Source organism: Planotetraspora phitsanulokensis (assembly GCF_016863295.1).
Lineage (GTDB): Bacteria > Actinomycetota > Actinomycetes > Streptosporangiales > Streptosporangiaceae > Planotetraspora > Planotetraspora phitsanulokensis.
In genome coordinates, this window is the sequence record NZ_BOOP01000023.1 from 21001 (window position 1) to 36501 (window position 15501).

Sequence of the window (15501 nt, forward strand, 5' to 3'; positions counted from 1 at the left end):
AGCCCCCATCAGCCCGGCCGCCGGGCACCTTCACCTGGGCTCCGTGATCCCCGAGCCAGGTGGTCGACGCCGCCCCTCACGGAGGAACCCAGTGAAGATCGCCATGATCTCGGAACACGCCAGCCCACTCGCCGTTCCCGGCGCCGTGGACGCCGGCGGCCAGAACGTCCACGTGGGCGCCCTCGCCCGGGAGATCGCCGGCCTCGGGCACGAGGTGACCGTCTACACCCGCAGAGATCACGAGAACACCCCACAGACCGTCGAGCTCGGACCGGGGCTGACCGTGGTGCACGTGCCCGCGGGACCGGCCGTCCCGATCTCCAAGGACGAGATTCTGCCCTGGATCCCCGACTTCGGCGCGTGGCTGCGCGACCGGTGGACCGTCGACCGGCCGGACGTGGTGCACAGCCACTTCTGGATGAGCGGCGTCGCCGCCCTGGAGGCTGCCGAGCGCGCGCACGTCCCGGTCGTCCACACCTACCACGCCCTCGGCGTCGTCAAGCGGCGCCACCAGGGCCCCGCGGACGCGAGCCCGCGCGACCGGATCCGGGCCGAGGGCTCGATCGGCCGGCGGGCGGACGCCATCATCGCGACCTGCCACGACGAGGTCGACGAGCTGATCCGCATGCGGGTGCCCCGCCGGTCCGCCCGGGTCGTGCCCTGCGGGGTCGACACCGCCGTCTTCAACCACCACGTCGAGCCGCGCGAGCGGCCCAGCCGTACGCGGCTGTTGTCGGTGGGCAGGCTGGTGCGGCGCAAGGGCGTGGAGACGAGCATCGAGGCCCTGCGCCACCTGCCCGACGTGGAGCTGGTCGTCGCCGGCGGTCCCGCGGCCTCCGAGCTGCACCGCGATGCCGAGGTCACCCGCCTGCGGTGGATCGCCGCCCGCGCGGGCGTCAGCGACCGGGTGCGCTTCATCGGCCGGGTCGGCAGGGCCGAACTGCCCTCGCTCATGCGCTCGGCGGCGGCACTCGTCTCGGTCCCCTGGTACGAGCCGTTCGGGATGGTCGCCCTGGAGGGGATGGCGTGCGGCGTCCCCGTGGTCGCCTCCGCCGTCGGCGGTCAGAAGGAGACCGTGGTCAACGGCGTGACCGGCGTCCTCGTACCGCCGCGCCACCCGCTGGCGCTCGCGAAGGCCCTGCGGGGCCTCCTCGACGACGGCGTCCGCCGCACGGCGTACGGCATCGCCGGAGCGGACCGGGCCAAGGTCAGGTACGGCTGGCGCCGCATCGCCTCGGAGACTCTCGCCGTCTACGACGAGGTGCTGGCCGCCCGGGGGCTGGAGCGCAGCCTCTCCTGAGCATGAGCATCCCGAGCCGTCGCATCCCGCCGCGGTGTGGTCAGCGCAGCAGGTCCTGCGCCTGTTCGAGGACGTCGTCCACCGTCACGTCGGCAACCCACGACGCCGACTCGTGCCCGCAGCCCAGTGAGCCCGCGCCTCCACAGCCCGAGCAGTGGACCGTCCAGGAGATCAAGGGCCGGTGCATGCCTCTGCTCAGCGGCCCCCTGCTGATCAGATCACCGCACCAGAAGATCCCCACCGTCGGCGTGCCGGTGGCCGCGGCGAGCTGACGGGGGCCGCTGTCGTTGGAGACGACGAGGTCGCAGGCCGCGTACAGCGCCGCCAGCCCGCCGACGGAAAGATCGTCGATCACGACGAGTCCCGGCCGCTTCATCGCGGCCGTCACCCGGTCGACGACGCCCCTGTCCGGCTCCGTGCCGGTCACGACCACGGGCCGTCCCAGGCGGTCGGCCACCTCGGCGAAGCATTCCGGCGGCCAGCGGCGCCTGGGGTCGGGCGCCCCGGGATGGATCGCCACGAGTCCCTTCGGAAGCCTGCCCAGATGCCGGTTGAGCTCCGCCCAGTCCTCTCTGATGACGGACAGGCGCGGCTCGACGTCGGCGGTTCCCGCGCCGAGCAGCCCGGCGACCTCCAGGGAACGGAGGATCTCGTGCTGGTGGTCGACGTAGGGGATCCACCTGTCCAGCGGCTCGGCGCCGGGCGCGCACAGGCCGGCGGTGAGCCGCGCGCCCAGCCGCCGTACGAACGGATTGCAGTCGCGGCCGCCGCCGTGCATCTGCACCACGACGTCGAAGCGGCGCGAGCGCAGGTCGTCGTAGACCTCGTCGGGGACGGCGCCGCCGGCGGCGGACGAGACTCCGGAGATCGGGGGCAGGGGGACCACCTCGTCCACAGGTCCCGGACGGTTTCTCAGGAAACGCTCGTGCCACTCGCGCCCCAGAAGAGTGATCGCGGCGGCGGGATAGGCGCTCTTCAGCGCCTCGAAGGCGGGCAACGCGATCAGAAGGTCCGCCATCACGCCGGCTCGCAGCACCGCGATGCGTTCGACCCCGTCGACAAGCAGCCCCGTCATGGCGCGAGACCCCTTCCCGTCCCCGGTCTCGTCCGGTATTCCATCGCGCTTACCCAGCCCTTCCCCTCGTGCAGCACTCGTCCCGCCGACCGTCGGCCCGCCCTCCTCGTCCCGGCCCGGCATGAATCCGGCTACCCCTTGACCTGATGGGCAAACGCCCGGCTGTGACTGTCGGCTGTCATCCCGTGACGCGGCGGCGCTGTGCGTGACCCGCCCGCTCCCGGGTAGTGGGCGCCCATGACCGAGGAACAGCGCTCGCCCAGCGGCAAGCCGATGGTGCCGGCCACGCCGAAAGACGTGATTCACATCCGGATCGGCTCCCTGGCCCTGGTCCTGTGCGTCGGGATCGGCCTGCTGGCGGGCCTGACACGTCCCCGCAGGCAGCGCCGGCTCGGCGGCGGGCCCGAATCGAGAGGATGACACGGTGAGTCTCAGCGACAAGGTCGTCGTGGTCACAGGAGCCAGCGGCGGCGTGGGCCGCGCGGTCGTGCGCCAGTTGGGCGAGCAGGGGGCGATCGTCGCGCTGATCGCCCGTGGCGAGGCCGGCCTGGCCGGCGCCGCCGTGGACGTCGGCGTCGGAGGCGGCATGGCGAAGGTCTACGCGGCCGACGTCGCCGACCACGAACAGGTACGGCAGGCCGCGCAGCGGATCGAGGCCGAGATCGGACCGATCGACGTGTGGATCAACGTCGCCTTCACCACGGTGTTCGCCCCGTTCATGGAGATCAGCCCGGAGGAGTTCGAACGCACCACCCAGGTGTCCTACCTGGGCTTCGTCTGGGGAACGCGTGCGGCCCTCGAGGTGATGCGGCCGCGGGACAGGGGCGTCATCGTGCAGGCCGGCTCGGCGCTGGCCTACCGCGCCATCCCGCTCCAGTCGGCGTACTGCGGAGCCAAGCACGCGATCAGGGGATTCACCGAGTCGGTGCGGACCGAGTTGATCGCCGCCGGGTCCGGCGTGAAGATCACGATGGTCCAGCTGCCGGCCCTGAACACCCCGCAGTTCGGCTGGGGGCTGACCCGGCTGCGCCGGCATCCCCAGCCGGTGCCCCCGATCTACCAGCCCGAGGTCGCCGCCCAGGCGGTGCTGTTCGCCGCCGAACATCCGGAACGCAAGGAGTTCTGGGTCGGCGCCACCACAGCGGCCACGATCTTGGCCCAGCGCGTCGCCCCCGGCCTGCTCGACCGTTATCTCGGCCGGACGGGGGTGAAGGCCCAGCAGGTGGAGGGCAAGCCGCCCAGTGGAGTGTCGAACCTGTGGGAACCGGCCGACGACGAGGAGGACCACGGCGCGCACGGCGCCTTCGACGAGCGTTCGCACCCGCGCAGCGTCCAGGTGTGGCTGTCGCAACACCGCGGCGTGGTCACCGCCGCTGCCGCCGGGGTCGGCGCGGCCGCGCTCCTCAGGCTGCGCCGCCGCTGAAGGGGCGCCGCCGCTGAAGGTCCGGCCGCTGAAAGGTCCGGCCGCTGAAAGGTCCGGCCGCTGAAGAAGGCGCGGCCGGACGAACACCCGTGACCGGGGCTTGAACCCGCCGTCACGGGAGGTCCTAGCGTTGCGGACGTGATCGGGAAAGACGACGCCGGACGTCGCTGGAGCATCGGCGAAGTGGCGCGGGTGAGCGGGACCACCGTGCGGACCCTGCGCCACTACGACGAGATCGGCCTGCTGAACCCGGGAGAACGGACCGCTTCCGGGCACCGCCGCTACACCGAGGTCGATGTGCGCCGGCTGTACCGGATCCGGGCGTTGCGGACGCTCGGCGCCTCTCTCGAGGAGATCGCGAGCGTCCTCGCGGACTCCTCGGACGGGCTCGGGCCGATGCGCGACCTGCTCGCGGAGCAACTCCGCGGGCTCGAGGTGCACGCCGCGCAGGTCCAGCAGCTCACCCAGCGGCTTCGCGGGCTGCTCGGTCAGATCGACCGCGCGTCGATGCCCGATCCGGACCAGTTCCTCACCACCCTGGAGATGATCTCTGTGTTCGAGACCTCGTTCACGCCGGAACAACGTGAGCAGCTCGCCCGCCGCAGGGCCGAACTCGGCGCGGACGCCATCGAGGCGGCCAAGACCGAGTGGGCGGGACTCGTCGAGGACCTTCTGCGGCACGTGGAGGAGGACACCCCTGTCGAGGACCCGCAGGTCCAGGAGCTCGTGGCCCGTTGGGACGCGTTGGGAAACCGGTTCCACGCCGAGGGCGGCGACGGAGAGCAGACCAAGGCCGCGGCCAGGCGGATGTGGAGCGACAACAGCGAGGAGATCGGGCGGAACCTGCCGTGGCCTGCAGACCGGATGCGTGACCTGATGGGCTATCTGGAGAGGGCCCGTCAGGCGCGCTGACCCGCCCCCTGCCCCGCTGACTCGCACCACTGATCCGCACCGCTGATCCGCACCACTGACTCGCACCACCGTGTTTCCACCGCGTTTCCATCGCGCCCCGCCGCCGTCCGGCCGCTGGGCGCGGAACGGGAGCGGCCCCGATGTCGCGCGCGGCCGCTCCCGTTCGAAAACCCTCAGAAGGCGTCGGTGTCCCGTCGCTCCTCGTAGACGCGGTGGTGGCGGATCACTTCATCGGTTGGCTCGACGGTCCTGACGGTGGCCGCCCGGCGCACCGTGCTCAGCCGCCAGATGCCGAAGAGCAGGCCGGCGAGGCCGCCCAGCATGAGGATCACTCCTATCACCTCGATGTCGACGCCCGCGACGGCGAAGTCGACGGCCCAGGTGAGGATGGCCCCCAGCATGATGAGGATGATGCTTCCGGCGATGGTCATGGCGCAGTCCCTCCTTCGCCTGGTGCCTCTATCCCCTCCACGGAAGTCAAACGTCGCAGAACCATCGCATTACCGGGCAGCATTGCCTTTATGACGGTCATGCCACTAGTCGTGATGGGACTCATGGGTGCGGGGAAGAGCACGGTCGCCCACCTGCTCGCCCAGACGCTGGGCCGTCCCATGAGGGACAGCGACGCCGACCTCGAGAGCCGGTACGGCGCGACCGCCGCGACGATGGCCGCCGAGGTCGGCCCCGGCGAACTGCACGCACGTGAGGGGCTGGTACTGAAGGAGGCCCTGGAGGCCGAGCCGCCCGCGGTGATCGCCGCGGCGGCGAGCACGGTCGACGATCCCGGCTCGCGGAGCCTGCTCGCCCCCGCGTTCGTGGTGTTCCTCGACGGGTCGCCGCAGGTGCTGGCCGAGCGCATGCGATCGAGTGCGCACCGCCCGCACTTCAAGCCCGACCTCGTCGAGATGCTCACCGAGCAGCGGGCCCGGCGTCTGCCGCACTTCCAGGAGGTGGCCGACGTGACGGTGGACAGCACGGCCCACACCCCCGAGGAGATCGCCGGCATCGTGCTGGCCCGTCTCGGCGCCCGTCCTCAAACAGGGTGAGTAGCAGGCCCGGAGGCAGGGCGGGAGGCAGGACGGGAAACAGGGCGTGACGGTCAGCCGTGACCGGCGGCGGCGCCCTCGCGTCGCGCGATCAGCACGGCGACCGCGACGAGCGCGGCGAGGACGGCTCCGGTGGCGAGCGCGGGCATGGGGACGAAGGTCGCCGCGAGCACGAGGGCGGCGGCCCCGGGGACCAGCACCTTGTGGCTGCGGCTGACCTGGTGCGGGCGGTGCTGCAACCACCACACGGTCAGCAGGAAGACCGCAACAGGGACGGTGACGACCGCCCCCCGCGCGACCGCGCCGCCGTGGAAGTGCCCGGTGGCGCCGTCGACCGCGGCGGACAGACCGGCGCCGACGGCGGCCGCCGATCCGAGGACCAGATAGTGGCCGTATCCCCAGAGGAAGGCGGCCCGGTTGGACGTGAGGAACCGGTGGGCCGGTTTGGCGAAGTACAGCCACCACATCGAGAACACGATGAGCAGCCCTCCGCCGGCCACGCCGTACAGGTCGGCGGTGGCCTGTTCCGTGTCGACGGCGCCCTGGACGGCTAACGTCGCCGCGAGGATCGACTCGCCAAGGACGATCAGCGTGAACAGCCCGTGGCGCTCGGCGATGTGGTGCGGATGCCACGCGGTGCGGTGCCTGCGCTCGGCCCACACGGGGACGGAGACGTCGGCGCACGCGAGTAACAGCCAGGCCCACAGCCGGATGCCGGACGGGAGCGTCAGCATGACGACCCAGGCCGCCTCGACCGCGGTGATGCCGGCCGCGTAGCGCAGCGCGGTGCCGCGGCCCTCCGGGTCGGCCGCCGCGGCGCGCAGCCAGTTGGCCACCAGGGCGGTGCGCATCACGACGTACCCGAGGACCGCGATCGTGAAGTCGCGGTGCTCGAAGGCCCGCGGGATGCCCGCCGCGAGGATGAGCGCGCCGGTGATCTGGACCAGCGCCGCGATCCGATACGGCACGTCGTCGGTGTCGTAGGCGGAGGCGAACCACGAGAAGTTCATCCACGCCCACCAGATCGCGAAGAACGTCATCGCGTAACTCAGCAGGCCGTCTCCGACATGCCCGGACGCCAGCGCGTGGTGCAGGCCTGCGGCCGACTGGGCGACCGCGACGACGAAGCACAGGTCGAACAGCAGCTCCAGCGGGGTGGCCGCGCGCAGCGACTCGGTGACGTCCCTCGGGGTCATCCGGCGTCCGCCCGGCGGCGTGATCACCGACGTCTCCTGGCTCATCGGCGGCCGGGTCTCCTCTCCCCAGGGTGGCCCGCGCCGTACGGCGAGCAGCCGGAAGAGCGCGCGCCCGGACGGTGAACGCGCACTCATGATAGGTACGCGCGGCGACCCGGTGCCTAGTCGAGAGCCCTGCGGGGATGGCGGCCGTCGACGTAGCCGATGAACGGCGGGCAGATGTTGTATCCGAGCAGCTCCTGCATCCGCTCCGGCAGGTCGCGCACGATCTCCCGCGGCACGGCGAGCAGGTGGTTCTCCTGCGGGCGCAGCCAGGAGGCCGCGTAGTGCAGGACCACTCCGAGACGTGGCCGGTCGGTGCGGTTCGCGCCGCCGCCGTGCCAGAGGGTGCCGAGATAGATGAGCGCGGAACCCGCGGCCATCTCCGCGGCGACGGTCGGCGTCTCGGGTCCCGGCCGTTCCTCACCCCAGCGGTGGCTGCCCGGCACGATGCGGGTGGCGCCGTTCGCCTCCGTGAAGTCGTCGAGCGGCAACATGACGTTGATCACCATCTCGCGATGGGGGCGCGGGACGGGATAGACGCCGTCGTCCGGGTGGAGCGGCTGCGCGGTCTCCCCCGGGCCGATCTCGATGCCGGTGGGCGCGCTCAGCTGGTAGTACCCGAGGAAATGGTCGAGCACCGCCAGCACGAGCGGATGGGTCGCCGGTCCGTCGAACAGGCGCGTCTTGGCGAACAGCGCGTAGACGCGCCGGGTGTGGTCGCCCTCGAAGTCGTTGCGCCCGAAGGGGGTGCTCTCCAGGATCGTCCCCAGCTCCGCCTTGGCGGCGGCGACCTCCTCCCGGCTCAGCAGGTCCGGGACGATCATGTGGCCGTGGCGGTCGAGTTCGTCCACCACCGTCGCCGCTTGAGGCAGAGTCACAGATCGAGACTAATCAAGCCGAACAAAGTTCGGTAGCCGTGCGGCCGGATCGATTCGCCCACGACGACCTCCGGTCAGGAGGAGATCATCTGGCTTCCGATCCGCTGCTGGGCGGTGAGCAGGTCGCGCAACTCCTCGGCGTCCTCTCCCGACGCGGTCATGATCAGACCCCGGTCCATCTCGACCCGGGACAACGATCGCCTCATCCGGGTCGCGTACCAGCGCCCCGCGTCGCTTCTCCAGATCGACCAGTGTCCCCCGTACTCGCTGCGCAACTGACCCCACGCGAGGTCATCGGCTGAGATCGGCACTGCCCCCACCTCCAGGCTCGGTGCCAGGAAGCAGCGAGATGCTCGGCCGGGCACGAATGGTAGTGAGAAGCGACCTCCCCCGTCCGGAGCCGGTGTGACCGCGGGCGAGGCGAAGATCTTCCGTTGGATGCGCTGACTTCACCTGATCTTGGCATGCCGGAAATGACACGGGTATTCGGAGAAGGTTAGGGATCAGGTCATTTGGGGTTACCTGTCCGGGTAATCGGCTGGGTCACCATCGCGGCAAGCGTCCAGTGGCTTCCGGGATGGAACATGAAGATCGTACGGCTGGCCAACTTCATCGCCCCCCGGTCGGGCGGTCTGCGCACCGCCCTCAATGAACTCGGCGCGGGCTACGCGGCCGCCGGCCACGAAGCGGTCCTGGTGATTCCCGGACCCGAGGCCGGCAGGCGCGACACGCCCTCTGGTCAGGTCATCACGGTGCCGGGTCCCGTCGTCCCCGGGTCGGGCGGCTACCGGGTCATCACCGCACGCAGGTCGCTGCGGCGCCTGCTCGACGACCTCCGCCCCGACCGGCTCGAGGTCTCCGACCGCACCACGCTCCGGTGGACGGGCCGATGGGCCCGGTCGCGCGGCGTGCGGTCGCTCATGGTCTCCCACGAGAGCCTCGACGGCCTGCTGCGCCTGTTCGCCCCCCGTTTCATCCCCTCGGCCTCCGGTTCAGGGGACGGTCGCGCGGACCGGCTCGTCACCGGGCTCGCGGACCTGCTCAACCGGCGCACGGCGGCCGACTTCGACATGGTGGTGTGCACGACGGAGTGGGCGGCGGCCGAGTTCAGGCGGCTGGGCGTGCCCAACCTGACGCGGGTGCCCCTCGGCGTCGACCTGGCCCGTTTCTCCCCCGAGCGCCACGACCCCGAGTTGCGTCGTCAGTTCGCCGCCCCCGGTGAGCCGCTGCTCGTCCACTGCAGCAGGCTCTCGCCCGAGAAGCGGCCCGACCGGCCCATCGAGGCGTTGCGCGAGCTGCACCGCCGCGGCGTGCCCGCCACGCTGGTCGTGGCCGGGGACGGGCCGCGCCGGTCGGCGCTGGAGGAGCGGGCGAGCGGGCTGCCGGTCCACTTCCTCGGCCACGTCTCCGACCGGGACCTCCTCGCCCGGCTGCTCGCGACCGCGGACGTCGCCGTCGCGCCCGGCCCCGTCGAGACCTTCGGGCTGGCGGCGCTGGAGGCGCTGGCGAGCGGGACGCCCGTCGTCGTGTCGCGGCAGAGCGCGCTGCCCGAGGTCATCGGCGAGTCCGGGGTCGCGGTCGGCGACGACCCGGGCGAGTACGCCGACGCGGTGGGAGCGCTCCTGGCCGACGAGGAGGGGGAACGCCGCGCCCGCGCCCGCCGCCAGGCCGAGCGCTTTGACTGGCCGGGCTCCGTGGACGGGTTCCTTCGCGCCCACGGGCTTGCGAACCTGATCGGAGGTCGACGGTAGTGGCGACCAGACTCGTGGCACTCGGTGACTCGGTCACCGCCGGACTCGGCGACCCGATCCCCGGCGGGGGGTGGCGCGGCTACGCGGCCATCCTGGCCGACGCGCTCGGCCCGCACGGGCAGGTGGAGTTCAGCAACGTCGCCACCTCGGGGGCGACGTCCCGCGACCTCGCCGCGGACCAGCTTCCCCGCGCCCTCTCCCTGCGCCCGACGCTCGCCACCGTGCTGGCGGGCGTGAACGACACCCTGCGCGGCACGTTCGACCTTCCCGCGATCGCCTCCGACATCGAGGAGGTGGTGGGAGGGCTGCGCCGTGCCGGCGCCACCGTGCTCACCGTCCGCCTGCCCGACCCGGGGCTGATGCTGGGCATCCCCGATCTCGTCCGAAGGCCGCTCACCCGGCGGGTGCGGGCGATCAACACGATCCTCGACCACGTCGCCCACCGCCACGACACCGTCCACGTCGACCCGGCCCGCCACCCGGCCCTGTACGAGCGTCGGATGTGGGGGGTCGACAGGCTCCACCCGAGCGAGCGCGGGCACCGCCTGCTCGCCCGGCTCATCGCCGCCGAACTGGCCACGCGAGGCGTCCCCCTCGACTCGATGCCCGACGCGGAGCCCACCGGCGCGAACCCGTCCGCCTGGGCGAGCGCGCGCTGGATGGCCGTCGAAGGCACCGGGTGGGTGGTCAGGCGCTCGCGGGACTTCCTGCCCGAACTCGCCCGGCTCGTGCTCAACGAGGCGTGGCACGACATCCGCGGCCGGGCCGAACTGCTCGACCAGCGCTTCCACAACGACCTCGACCACGCCCTGCGGCACCTCGGCGCGCAGCCCCCGGTGACCGGCCCTCGGCGGACGCCCTCTCCCTCCCTGCACGTCGCTACGGAAGATGCCTGCCCATGAGAGTCGCCATCGTCTCCGAGTCCTTCCTCCCTCAGGTGAACGGGGTCACCAACTCGGTCTGCCGCGTCCTCGAACACCTCGAACGCCACGGCCACGAGGCGATGGTGGTCGCGCCCGGCCGCGGTCCTTCGGACTACGCGGGCTTCCCCGTGCGGACCACCCCGGCCTTCCGCCTGCCGTTCTACCGCTCGTTCCGGGTCGGCCTGCCGAGCGGCGAGATCATGTCGTCGCTCGAGGCGTTCAAGCCCGACGTCGTGCACCTCGCCTCCCCCACGGTGGTGGGAGCGTCCGGGATGACGGCCGCCGACCGGCTCGGCGTGCCCGCCGTCGCCGTCTTCCAGACCGACCTGGCCGGCTTCGCCCGCCAGTACGGCATGCGGGGCGCCGACGCGGCGATCTGGGGCTGGCTGCGCCACATCCACATCCGCGCCGCCCGCACGCTCGTACCCTCCTCGGCGACGATGAGCGAGCTCAACGCGCACGGGATCCCGCGGCTGTCCCTGTGGGGCCGGGGGGTCGACCTCGACCGGTTCAACCCCGCGCATCGCTCGGAACGGCTCCGCCGCGAGCTGGCGCCGAACGGCGAGGTCATCGTCGGCTACGTGGGCCGACTGGCCGCCGACAAGCGGGTCCACCTGCTGGCCAAACTGGCCGACCTGCCGGGGATCAAGCTGGTCGTCGTCGGCGACGGCCCCGCCGCCAAGAGCCTGCGCCGCCGCATGCCGGACGCGGTCTTCTGCGGGCTCCGCACCGGCACGGAGTTGTCGGAGATCCTGGCCTCGTTCGACGTCTTCGTGCACACGGGCGCGAACGAGACGTACTGCCAGGCCGTCCAGGAGGCCCTGGCCGCAGGCGTCCCGGTCGTCGCCGCGGCGGCGGGCGGGCCGCTCGACCTCGTGCAGCCTGGGCAGAACGGGCTGCTCTATCCGTCCGACTCCCCCGAGGGGATGCGCGAGGCGGTCGCCCACCTCGTGGCCGACGGCGAGGCGCGGGCGCGGATGAGCGGCAACGCGCGCGCGTCCGTGCTCCATCGCACGTGGAGCGCCCTCTGCGACCAGTTGGTCGGCCACTACGAGACCGCGGTCGCGCGGAACCTCTCGCCGCACGAGGAGGAGGACCTGGGCGAGAAGCCCTGGAAGGCCCGGGTCTCCGAGCCGTCGGAAGCCCACGCCGGTACCTGACATTTCCGTCATAGACGATTGACCATACTTCGCGAGGCGAAGTATGGTCGGCGGCATGGCCAAGAAACCGCCGACTCTGAGCGAACCGGCGTACTTCATCCTCGCCGCGCTGCTCGACGGTCCGCTGCACGGCCACGCCATCATCGGGCGCACGCTCGAGTTGTCGGAGCAGCGGGTGAAGCTGCCGGTCGGCACGTTGTACGGCGCTCTCGACCGGCTGGCGGCGGGCGGCCTCATCGCAGTGGAGCGCGAGGAGGTCGTGGACGGGCGGCCGCGGCGCTACTTCCGGCTCACCGACGAGGGCCGCGGACTGGTGACGGCGGAGGCGCTGCGCATGCAGCAGGCCGCATCCGTCGTGACCAGCCGCGTCCTGGGCACGGGATCGGCCTTCGCGTGAGCGCGGGCACGCACGCCCCCGCCGGGACGGAGGCCGCCAGGACGGCGCTGGCGAGACGGTACGGGCGTCTTCTGCTGGCCTATCCGCGCGACTACCGCCGCAGGCACGGGCCGGAACTCCTCGCCACCCTGCTCGAGACCTCCGAACCCGGCCGGGCGCTGCCGTCCTGGACCGAGTCGGCCGGCCTCGTCCGCGGCGGCCTGCGCACCAGGGCCACGGTCGCGGCGCGCGGATCCCCGTGGCGCGACGGCCTGCACCTCGGGGTCCTCGTCGTCGCCTCGGCCAACCTGGCGCTGTTGCTCCCGTACGCGAGGTCGATGCCCCTCTGGGTGGGCCTGTCGGCGGCCGTCGTCCTGGCGGTGCTACTCGGGCGGGTCAGACTCGCGATCCCCCTCGTCGCCCTGGTGGGTGCGAAGGCCGTCGCGGTCGCGCTCGGCAGGCCGTTCCTGGACCAGACGCTTCTACCGATCTTCCCCGACGAGATCTGGGGAGGCCCGGCGCTCTACAGCGAGGGCGGCGCCGTCACTCCCGCCGTGGCCTACGCCGCGGTCCTCGCCGGGCTGCTGGTGATCGCCGCGGACGACGCCCCCCTCAACAGGCGTTCCTGGCTCTGGTGGGCGCTCGTCCCACTGATCGCCGGCACCGACCCGGCGCAGCCGGATCTGGGCGCGGGGTCGCCGCGCACGATGACCAGGATCGGGCTGGAACTCGCCCTGCTCCTGCTCGCGGCCTGGGCGGGGCACGTCGCTGGGGACCCCCGGTGGGCGCTCGCGGCGGGAATGTACCTGCTGACCCAGATGGCAGCGGTGGCCGAGAACCTCTCCACCTTCACGCGCCAGGACCTCGCCCACTTCGCCCTGCTCGCCTTCCTCACCCTGGTCGCGGCCGCCGTGCCGTACCGGACGCGAACGCAGCCCCAGTTCTGACCTCCGGCTGACCCGCCGGCTCTCCACCTTCGCCACGTGCTCTCTTCGGCGTGCGCGCGTTTCCGCCCGGCCCGCCGGGCGGCGTCACTCACCCCCGGTTCGCCGACGATCGGATTCAGCGTGCTCACAGACGTCCGTCCCACCGCTCCCCCGCTGCCGCGGCCCGGCCTCCTCGCGGGCCACCACGCCTTCGCCGTGGTCCTCGCGCTCGCCGCCGCGCTCCGCGTGATCGTCATGCTCGGCTATCCGCCCGCCCGCCTCTACTGGTACGACTCCTTCGAGTACCTGGACACCGCCGTCCACCTGAGACCGGGAGCCGGTTTCCACCCGATCGGCTACTCGCTCTTCCTGCGACTGCTTCTGCCGTTCCACAGCGTCGGGCTGATCGCGGCGGTCCAGCACGTGATGGGCCTCGCCATCGGGGTCATGGTCTACGCGCTGCTGCGCCGCCGTTCGCTGCCGGTGTGGGCGGCCTGCCTGGCCGCGGCGCCCGTCCTGTTCGCCGCCTCGTTCTTCCAGCTCGAACACGCCGTGTTGTCCGACACGCCGTTCATGTTCCTGATCACCGCCGGCCTCACCACGCTGATGTGGTCACCGCGGCTTTCGGCACGGGCCGCGACGGGAGCCGGCCTGCTGTTCGCGTTCGCCGCGCTCACCCGGACCATCGCGCTGCCGCTGCTGCTGCTCGTGGTGGTCGTCCTCGCGTTCCAGCGGGTCGGCCGCAGGCCGCTGATCGCACTCGCCGTCAGCGGGACGCTGCCGCTGGCCGCGTACGCCGGCTGGTACGGCCACCACCACGGGAGGTTCGCCCTCAGCGGCGCCGACGGCGTCTCGTTGTGGGCGAGGACCATGACCTTCGCCGACTGCTCCGTCATCCGGCCCCCGGCCGGACTGGCCCCGCTGTGCCCGAACGCCACCGTCGTCGACGCCGCGTCCGAGTACGTGTGGGCGCCGGGCGCCTCGCTGAACCTGCTGCCCGGCGACCGCATGGACCACAACGACGAGGCCCGCGCCTTCGCGATCCGCGCGATCGCGGCACAGCCGTTCGACTATCTGCTCGACGTCGCCCGCGACACCTCGATCGCGTTCGCGTGGACCCCGATCGCCCATCCGAAGCGGGTCACGCCCGCGTTCGGCTACCGCCTCGGCGGTGGAGGGCTGCCGGACCAGCCGCTCGTCGAGAGGGCGCGGCGAGCCTACGACCCGCGGATGAGCGACGCCCGTGCGGTCAGACCGTGGGCCGACTTCCTCATCGCCTACCAGTACCCCGCCTACCTGCGTGGCCCGGTACTGGCCGCCCTGCTGCTCCTGGGGGCGGCGGGCGCGGTGGCGCGACGCCGCGCGGTCCTGCTGCCCTGGAGCCTGGCCGTGGCCCTGCTCGTCTGCCCGGTCGCCGTTCTAGACTTCGATCATCGCTACGTTCTGCCGGTAGTCCCCTTCGCCTGCCTGGCCGCGGCCCTCGCCCTCCACGCGATCGTGCGACCCCCTCTCCCGGGGAACAGGCGGCCGGGGTGACGCCGGAGAGCTTCGGCGAGTTCGAGGCCGGGTTCCAGAAGGGGGAACGGCATGCACGGGAAGACCACGGCGATCGCCGTGCTCCTGCTCGCCATGCTCTCGGGATGCGGACACGCGGACGCACGACGGACGCAGGCCGGACCGGGAACGCCGGCGCAACGCGCCCTCCAGGCCGAGTCCATGCGGGCGGACTGCATGAGGGACCGGGGTTTCCGGTACATCCCCTACGTCGCGCCCGCGAGGGAGAAGACCACCGACGAACTCCGGGAAGAGGCGGGCGACTACGAGGCGATGAAGCGGTTCCGGCAGAGGAACGGCTACGGGGTGTTCGCCTTCTACGTCTATCCCCAGGAGTTCGGGAACCCCCTGGTGCCCCCGGACCGGCCGCTCCCTCCCGACCCCGACCCCGACCCCAACCACAGGCTCATGGCCGCGCTGTCGCGGACGCAGTTCGGGGCCTACCAGGACGCGGACACGGCCTGCTACCTGCGGGCCGTGAACGACGTCTACGGCAAGGACGTGACGTCGATCTCCGACCAGGTGGACCAGGCCAACGCCCAGGTGGCCGAGTCGGCGCGCAGCACGCTCGACCGTGATCCCCGGATCGCCGAGCGCGCGGGCGCCATGGCCGCGTGCCTTGAGAGCAGGGGCCACCGGATCGGATCGAAGCTGCCGACGGACATGGCCGACCGCGGGCGGCGGGCGTTCGAGGCGATCAAGCGGCCCATGGGCACGAGGATCCCCGACGACGTCCGCGAGGAGATGGACCAGCCGGCGGGGGCGCTCTTCGAGCCCGACCTGTCGATCGAGCAGGCCCGCCCCTACCTGGACCGTGAGATCAGGGACGCCCTCGACGACCTGGAGTGCGGCAGGGACTTCTACCCGTTGTTCCAGCCCAGGAAGACGGAGATCGACAGCCGGGTGTACGAGGAGTTCGGGCTGACACCCCTGTCGTGA

General features: G+C 72.1%; 17 protein-coding genes. 12 read left to right on the forward strand and 5 right to left on the reverse strand.

What is annotated here, in order from left to right; translation table 11 throughout:
* Positions 1-91: 91 nt before the first annotated feature.
* Positions 92-1300 carry a glycosyltransferase gene (locus Pph01_RS25055; protein ID WP_204075607.1) on the forward strand — a complete coding sequence of 403 codons (1209 nt, stop codon included), beginning with the start codon at positions 92-94 and terminating at the stop codon, positions 1298-1300.
* A 40-nt stretch (positions 1301-1340) separates the two neighbouring features.
* On the opposite strand, the gene Pph01_RS25060 is transcribed toward Pph01_RS25055, so the two are convergent.
* The gene (locus tag Pph01_RS25060) at positions 1341-2375 is read right to left on the reverse strand and encodes a glycosyltransferase family 9 protein (RefSeq protein ID WP_204075608.1); all 1035 of its coding nucleotides are present in this window, start codon (positions 2373-2375) and stop codon (positions 1341-1343) included.
* Positions 2376-2612: 237 nt separating this feature from the next.
* On the opposite strand from Pph01_RS25060, the gene Pph01_RS25065 reads away from it, so the two are divergent.
* The 3 genes from Pph01_RS25065 to Pph01_RS25075 all read left to right on the forward strand — a co-directional run bounded on the left by Pph01_RS25065 (position 2613) and on the right by Pph01_RS25075 (position 4710).
* Positions 2613-2795: a hypothetical protein gene (locus Pph01_RS25065; RefSeq protein WP_204075609.1), complete on the forward strand. Its 183-nt coding sequence runs from the start codon at positions 2613-2615 to the stop codon at positions 2793-2795.
* Positions 2796-2799: 4 nt separating this feature from the next.
* Positions 2800-3798, forward strand: a complete 999-nt coding sequence (locus Pph01_RS25070; RefSeq protein ID WP_204075610.1) for an SDR family oxidoreductase — start codon at positions 2800-2802, stop codon at positions 3796-3798.
* A gap of 138 nt (positions 3799-3936) precedes the next feature.
* A complete protein-coding gene (locus tag Pph01_RS25075) occupies positions 3937-4710 on the forward strand; it encodes a MerR family transcriptional regulator (RefSeq protein ID WP_204075611.1) in 774 nt (257 codons plus the stop codon).
* A gap of 173 nt (positions 4711-4883) precedes the next feature.
* On the opposite strand, the gene Pph01_RS25080 is transcribed toward Pph01_RS25075, so the two are convergent.
* Positions 4884-5141, reverse strand: a complete 258-nt coding sequence (locus Pph01_RS25080) for a DUF6458 family protein (protein WP_204075612.1) — start codon at positions 5139-5141, stop codon at positions 4884-4886.
* 99 nt (positions 5142-5240) lie between these two features.
* Between Pph01_RS25080 and Pph01_RS25085 the strand changes: the two genes are divergently transcribed.
* A complete protein-coding gene (locus Pph01_RS25085; RefSeq protein ID WP_204075613.1) occupies positions 5241-5756 on the forward strand; it encodes a shikimate kinase in 516 nt (171 codons plus the stop codon).
* Between the two features lie 53 nt (positions 5757-5809).
* On the opposite strand, the gene Pph01_RS25090 is transcribed toward Pph01_RS25085, so the two are convergent.
* The 3 genes from Pph01_RS25090 to Pph01_RS25100 form a co-directional block, all read right to left on the reverse strand.
* Positions 5810-7087, reverse strand: coding sequence for a low temperature requirement protein A (locus Pph01_RS25090; protein WP_239116995.1), 1278 nt, complete (start codon positions 7085-7087; stop codon positions 5810-5812).
* Positions 7088-7113: 26 nt separating this feature from the next.
* Entirely contained in the window at positions 7114-7872 is a 759-nt protein-coding gene (locus Pph01_RS25095; protein WP_204075614.1) for a phytanoyl-CoA dioxygenase family protein, read from the reverse strand.
* A gap of 74 nt (positions 7873-7946) precedes the next feature.
* Complete coding sequence (locus tag Pph01_RS25100) at positions 7947-8183, reverse strand: hypothetical protein (protein WP_204075615.1); 237 nt, start codon at positions 8181-8183, stop codon at positions 7947-7949.
* 273 nt (positions 8184-8456) lie between these two features.
* On the opposite strand from Pph01_RS25100, the gene Pph01_RS25105 reads away from it, so the two are divergent.
* The 7 genes from Pph01_RS25105 to Pph01_RS25135 all read left to right on the forward strand — a co-directional run bounded on the left by Pph01_RS25105 (position 8457) and on the right by Pph01_RS25135 (position 15501).
* On the forward strand, positions 8457-9623 hold the full coding sequence (locus tag Pph01_RS25105; RefSeq protein WP_204075616.1) for a glycosyltransferase: 1167 nt from the start codon (positions 8457-8459) through the stop codon (positions 9621-9623).
* Entirely contained in the window at positions 9623-10525 is a 903-nt protein-coding gene (locus tag Pph01_RS25110; RefSeq protein WP_204075617.1) for an SGNH/GDSL hydrolase family protein, read from the forward strand. Before Pph01_RS25105 ends, Pph01_RS25110 begins: the two co-directional genes overlap by 1 nt.
* On the forward strand, positions 10522-11706 hold the full coding sequence (locus Pph01_RS25115) for a glycosyltransferase family 4 protein (RefSeq protein WP_204075618.1): 1185 nt from the start codon (positions 10522-10524) through the stop codon (positions 11704-11706). The genes Pph01_RS25110 and Pph01_RS25115 overlap by 4 nt, the downstream gene beginning before the upstream one ends.
* Positions 11707-11761: 55 nt before the next feature.
* Positions 11762-12103: a PadR family transcriptional regulator gene (locus tag Pph01_RS25120; protein WP_239116996.1), complete on the forward strand. Its 342-nt coding sequence runs from the start codon at positions 11762-11764 to the stop codon at positions 12101-12103.
* Complete coding sequence (locus Pph01_RS25125; protein ID WP_204075620.1) at positions 12100-13029, forward strand: hypothetical protein; 930 nt, start codon at positions 12100-12102, stop codon at positions 13027-13029. The genes Pph01_RS25120 and Pph01_RS25125 overlap by 4 nt, the downstream gene beginning before the upstream one ends.
* A 120-nt stretch (positions 13030-13149) precedes the next feature.
* A complete protein-coding gene (locus Pph01_RS25130) occupies positions 13150-14544 on the forward strand; it encodes a hypothetical protein (RefSeq protein WP_204075621.1) in 1395 nt (464 codons plus the stop codon).
* Positions 14545-14595: 51 nt separating this feature from the next.
* On the forward strand, positions 14596-15501 hold the full coding sequence (locus Pph01_RS25135; protein WP_204075622.1) for a hypothetical protein: 906 nt from the start codon (positions 14596-14598) through the stop codon (positions 15499-15501).

Bases quoted from the DNA above. Each gene is read 5' to 3' on its own strand.
- Pph01_RS25060 (WP_204075608.1), bottom strand. From the start codon at position 2,375: ATGACGGGGCTGCTTGTCGACGGGGTCGAACGCATCGCGGTGCTGCGA.
- Pph01_RS25065 (WP_204075609.1), top strand. From the start codon at position 2,613: ATGACCGAGGAACAGCGCTCGCCCAGCGGCAAGCCGATGGTGCCGGCC.
- Pph01_RS25080 (WP_204075612.1), bottom strand. From the start codon at position 5,141: ATGACCATCGCCGGAAGCATCATCCTCATCATGCTGGGGGCCATCCTC.
- Pph01_RS25085 (WP_204075613.1), top strand. From the start codon at position 5,241: ATGCCACTAGTCGTGATGGGACTCATGGGTGCGGGGAAGAGCACGGTC.
- Pph01_RS25090 (WP_239116995.1), bottom strand. From the start codon at position 7,087: ATGAGTGCGCGTTCACCGTCCGGGCGCGCGCTCTTCCGGCTGCTCGCC.
- Pph01_RS25105 (WP_204075616.1), top strand. From the start codon at position 8,457: ATGAAGATCGTACGGCTGGCCAACTTCATCGCCCCCCGGTCGGGCGGT.
- Pph01_RS25115 (WP_204075618.1), top strand. From the start codon at position 10,522: ATGAGAGTCGCCATCGTCTCCGAGTCCTTCCTCCCTCAGGTGAACGGG.
- Pph01_RS25120 (WP_239116996.1), top strand. From the start codon at position 11,762: ATGGCCAAGAAACCGCCGACTCTGAGCGAACCGGCGTACTTCATCCTC.
- Pph01_RS25135 (WP_204075622.1), top strand. From the start codon at position 14,596: ATGCACGGGAAGACCACGGCGATCGCCGTGCTCCTGCTCGCCATGCTC.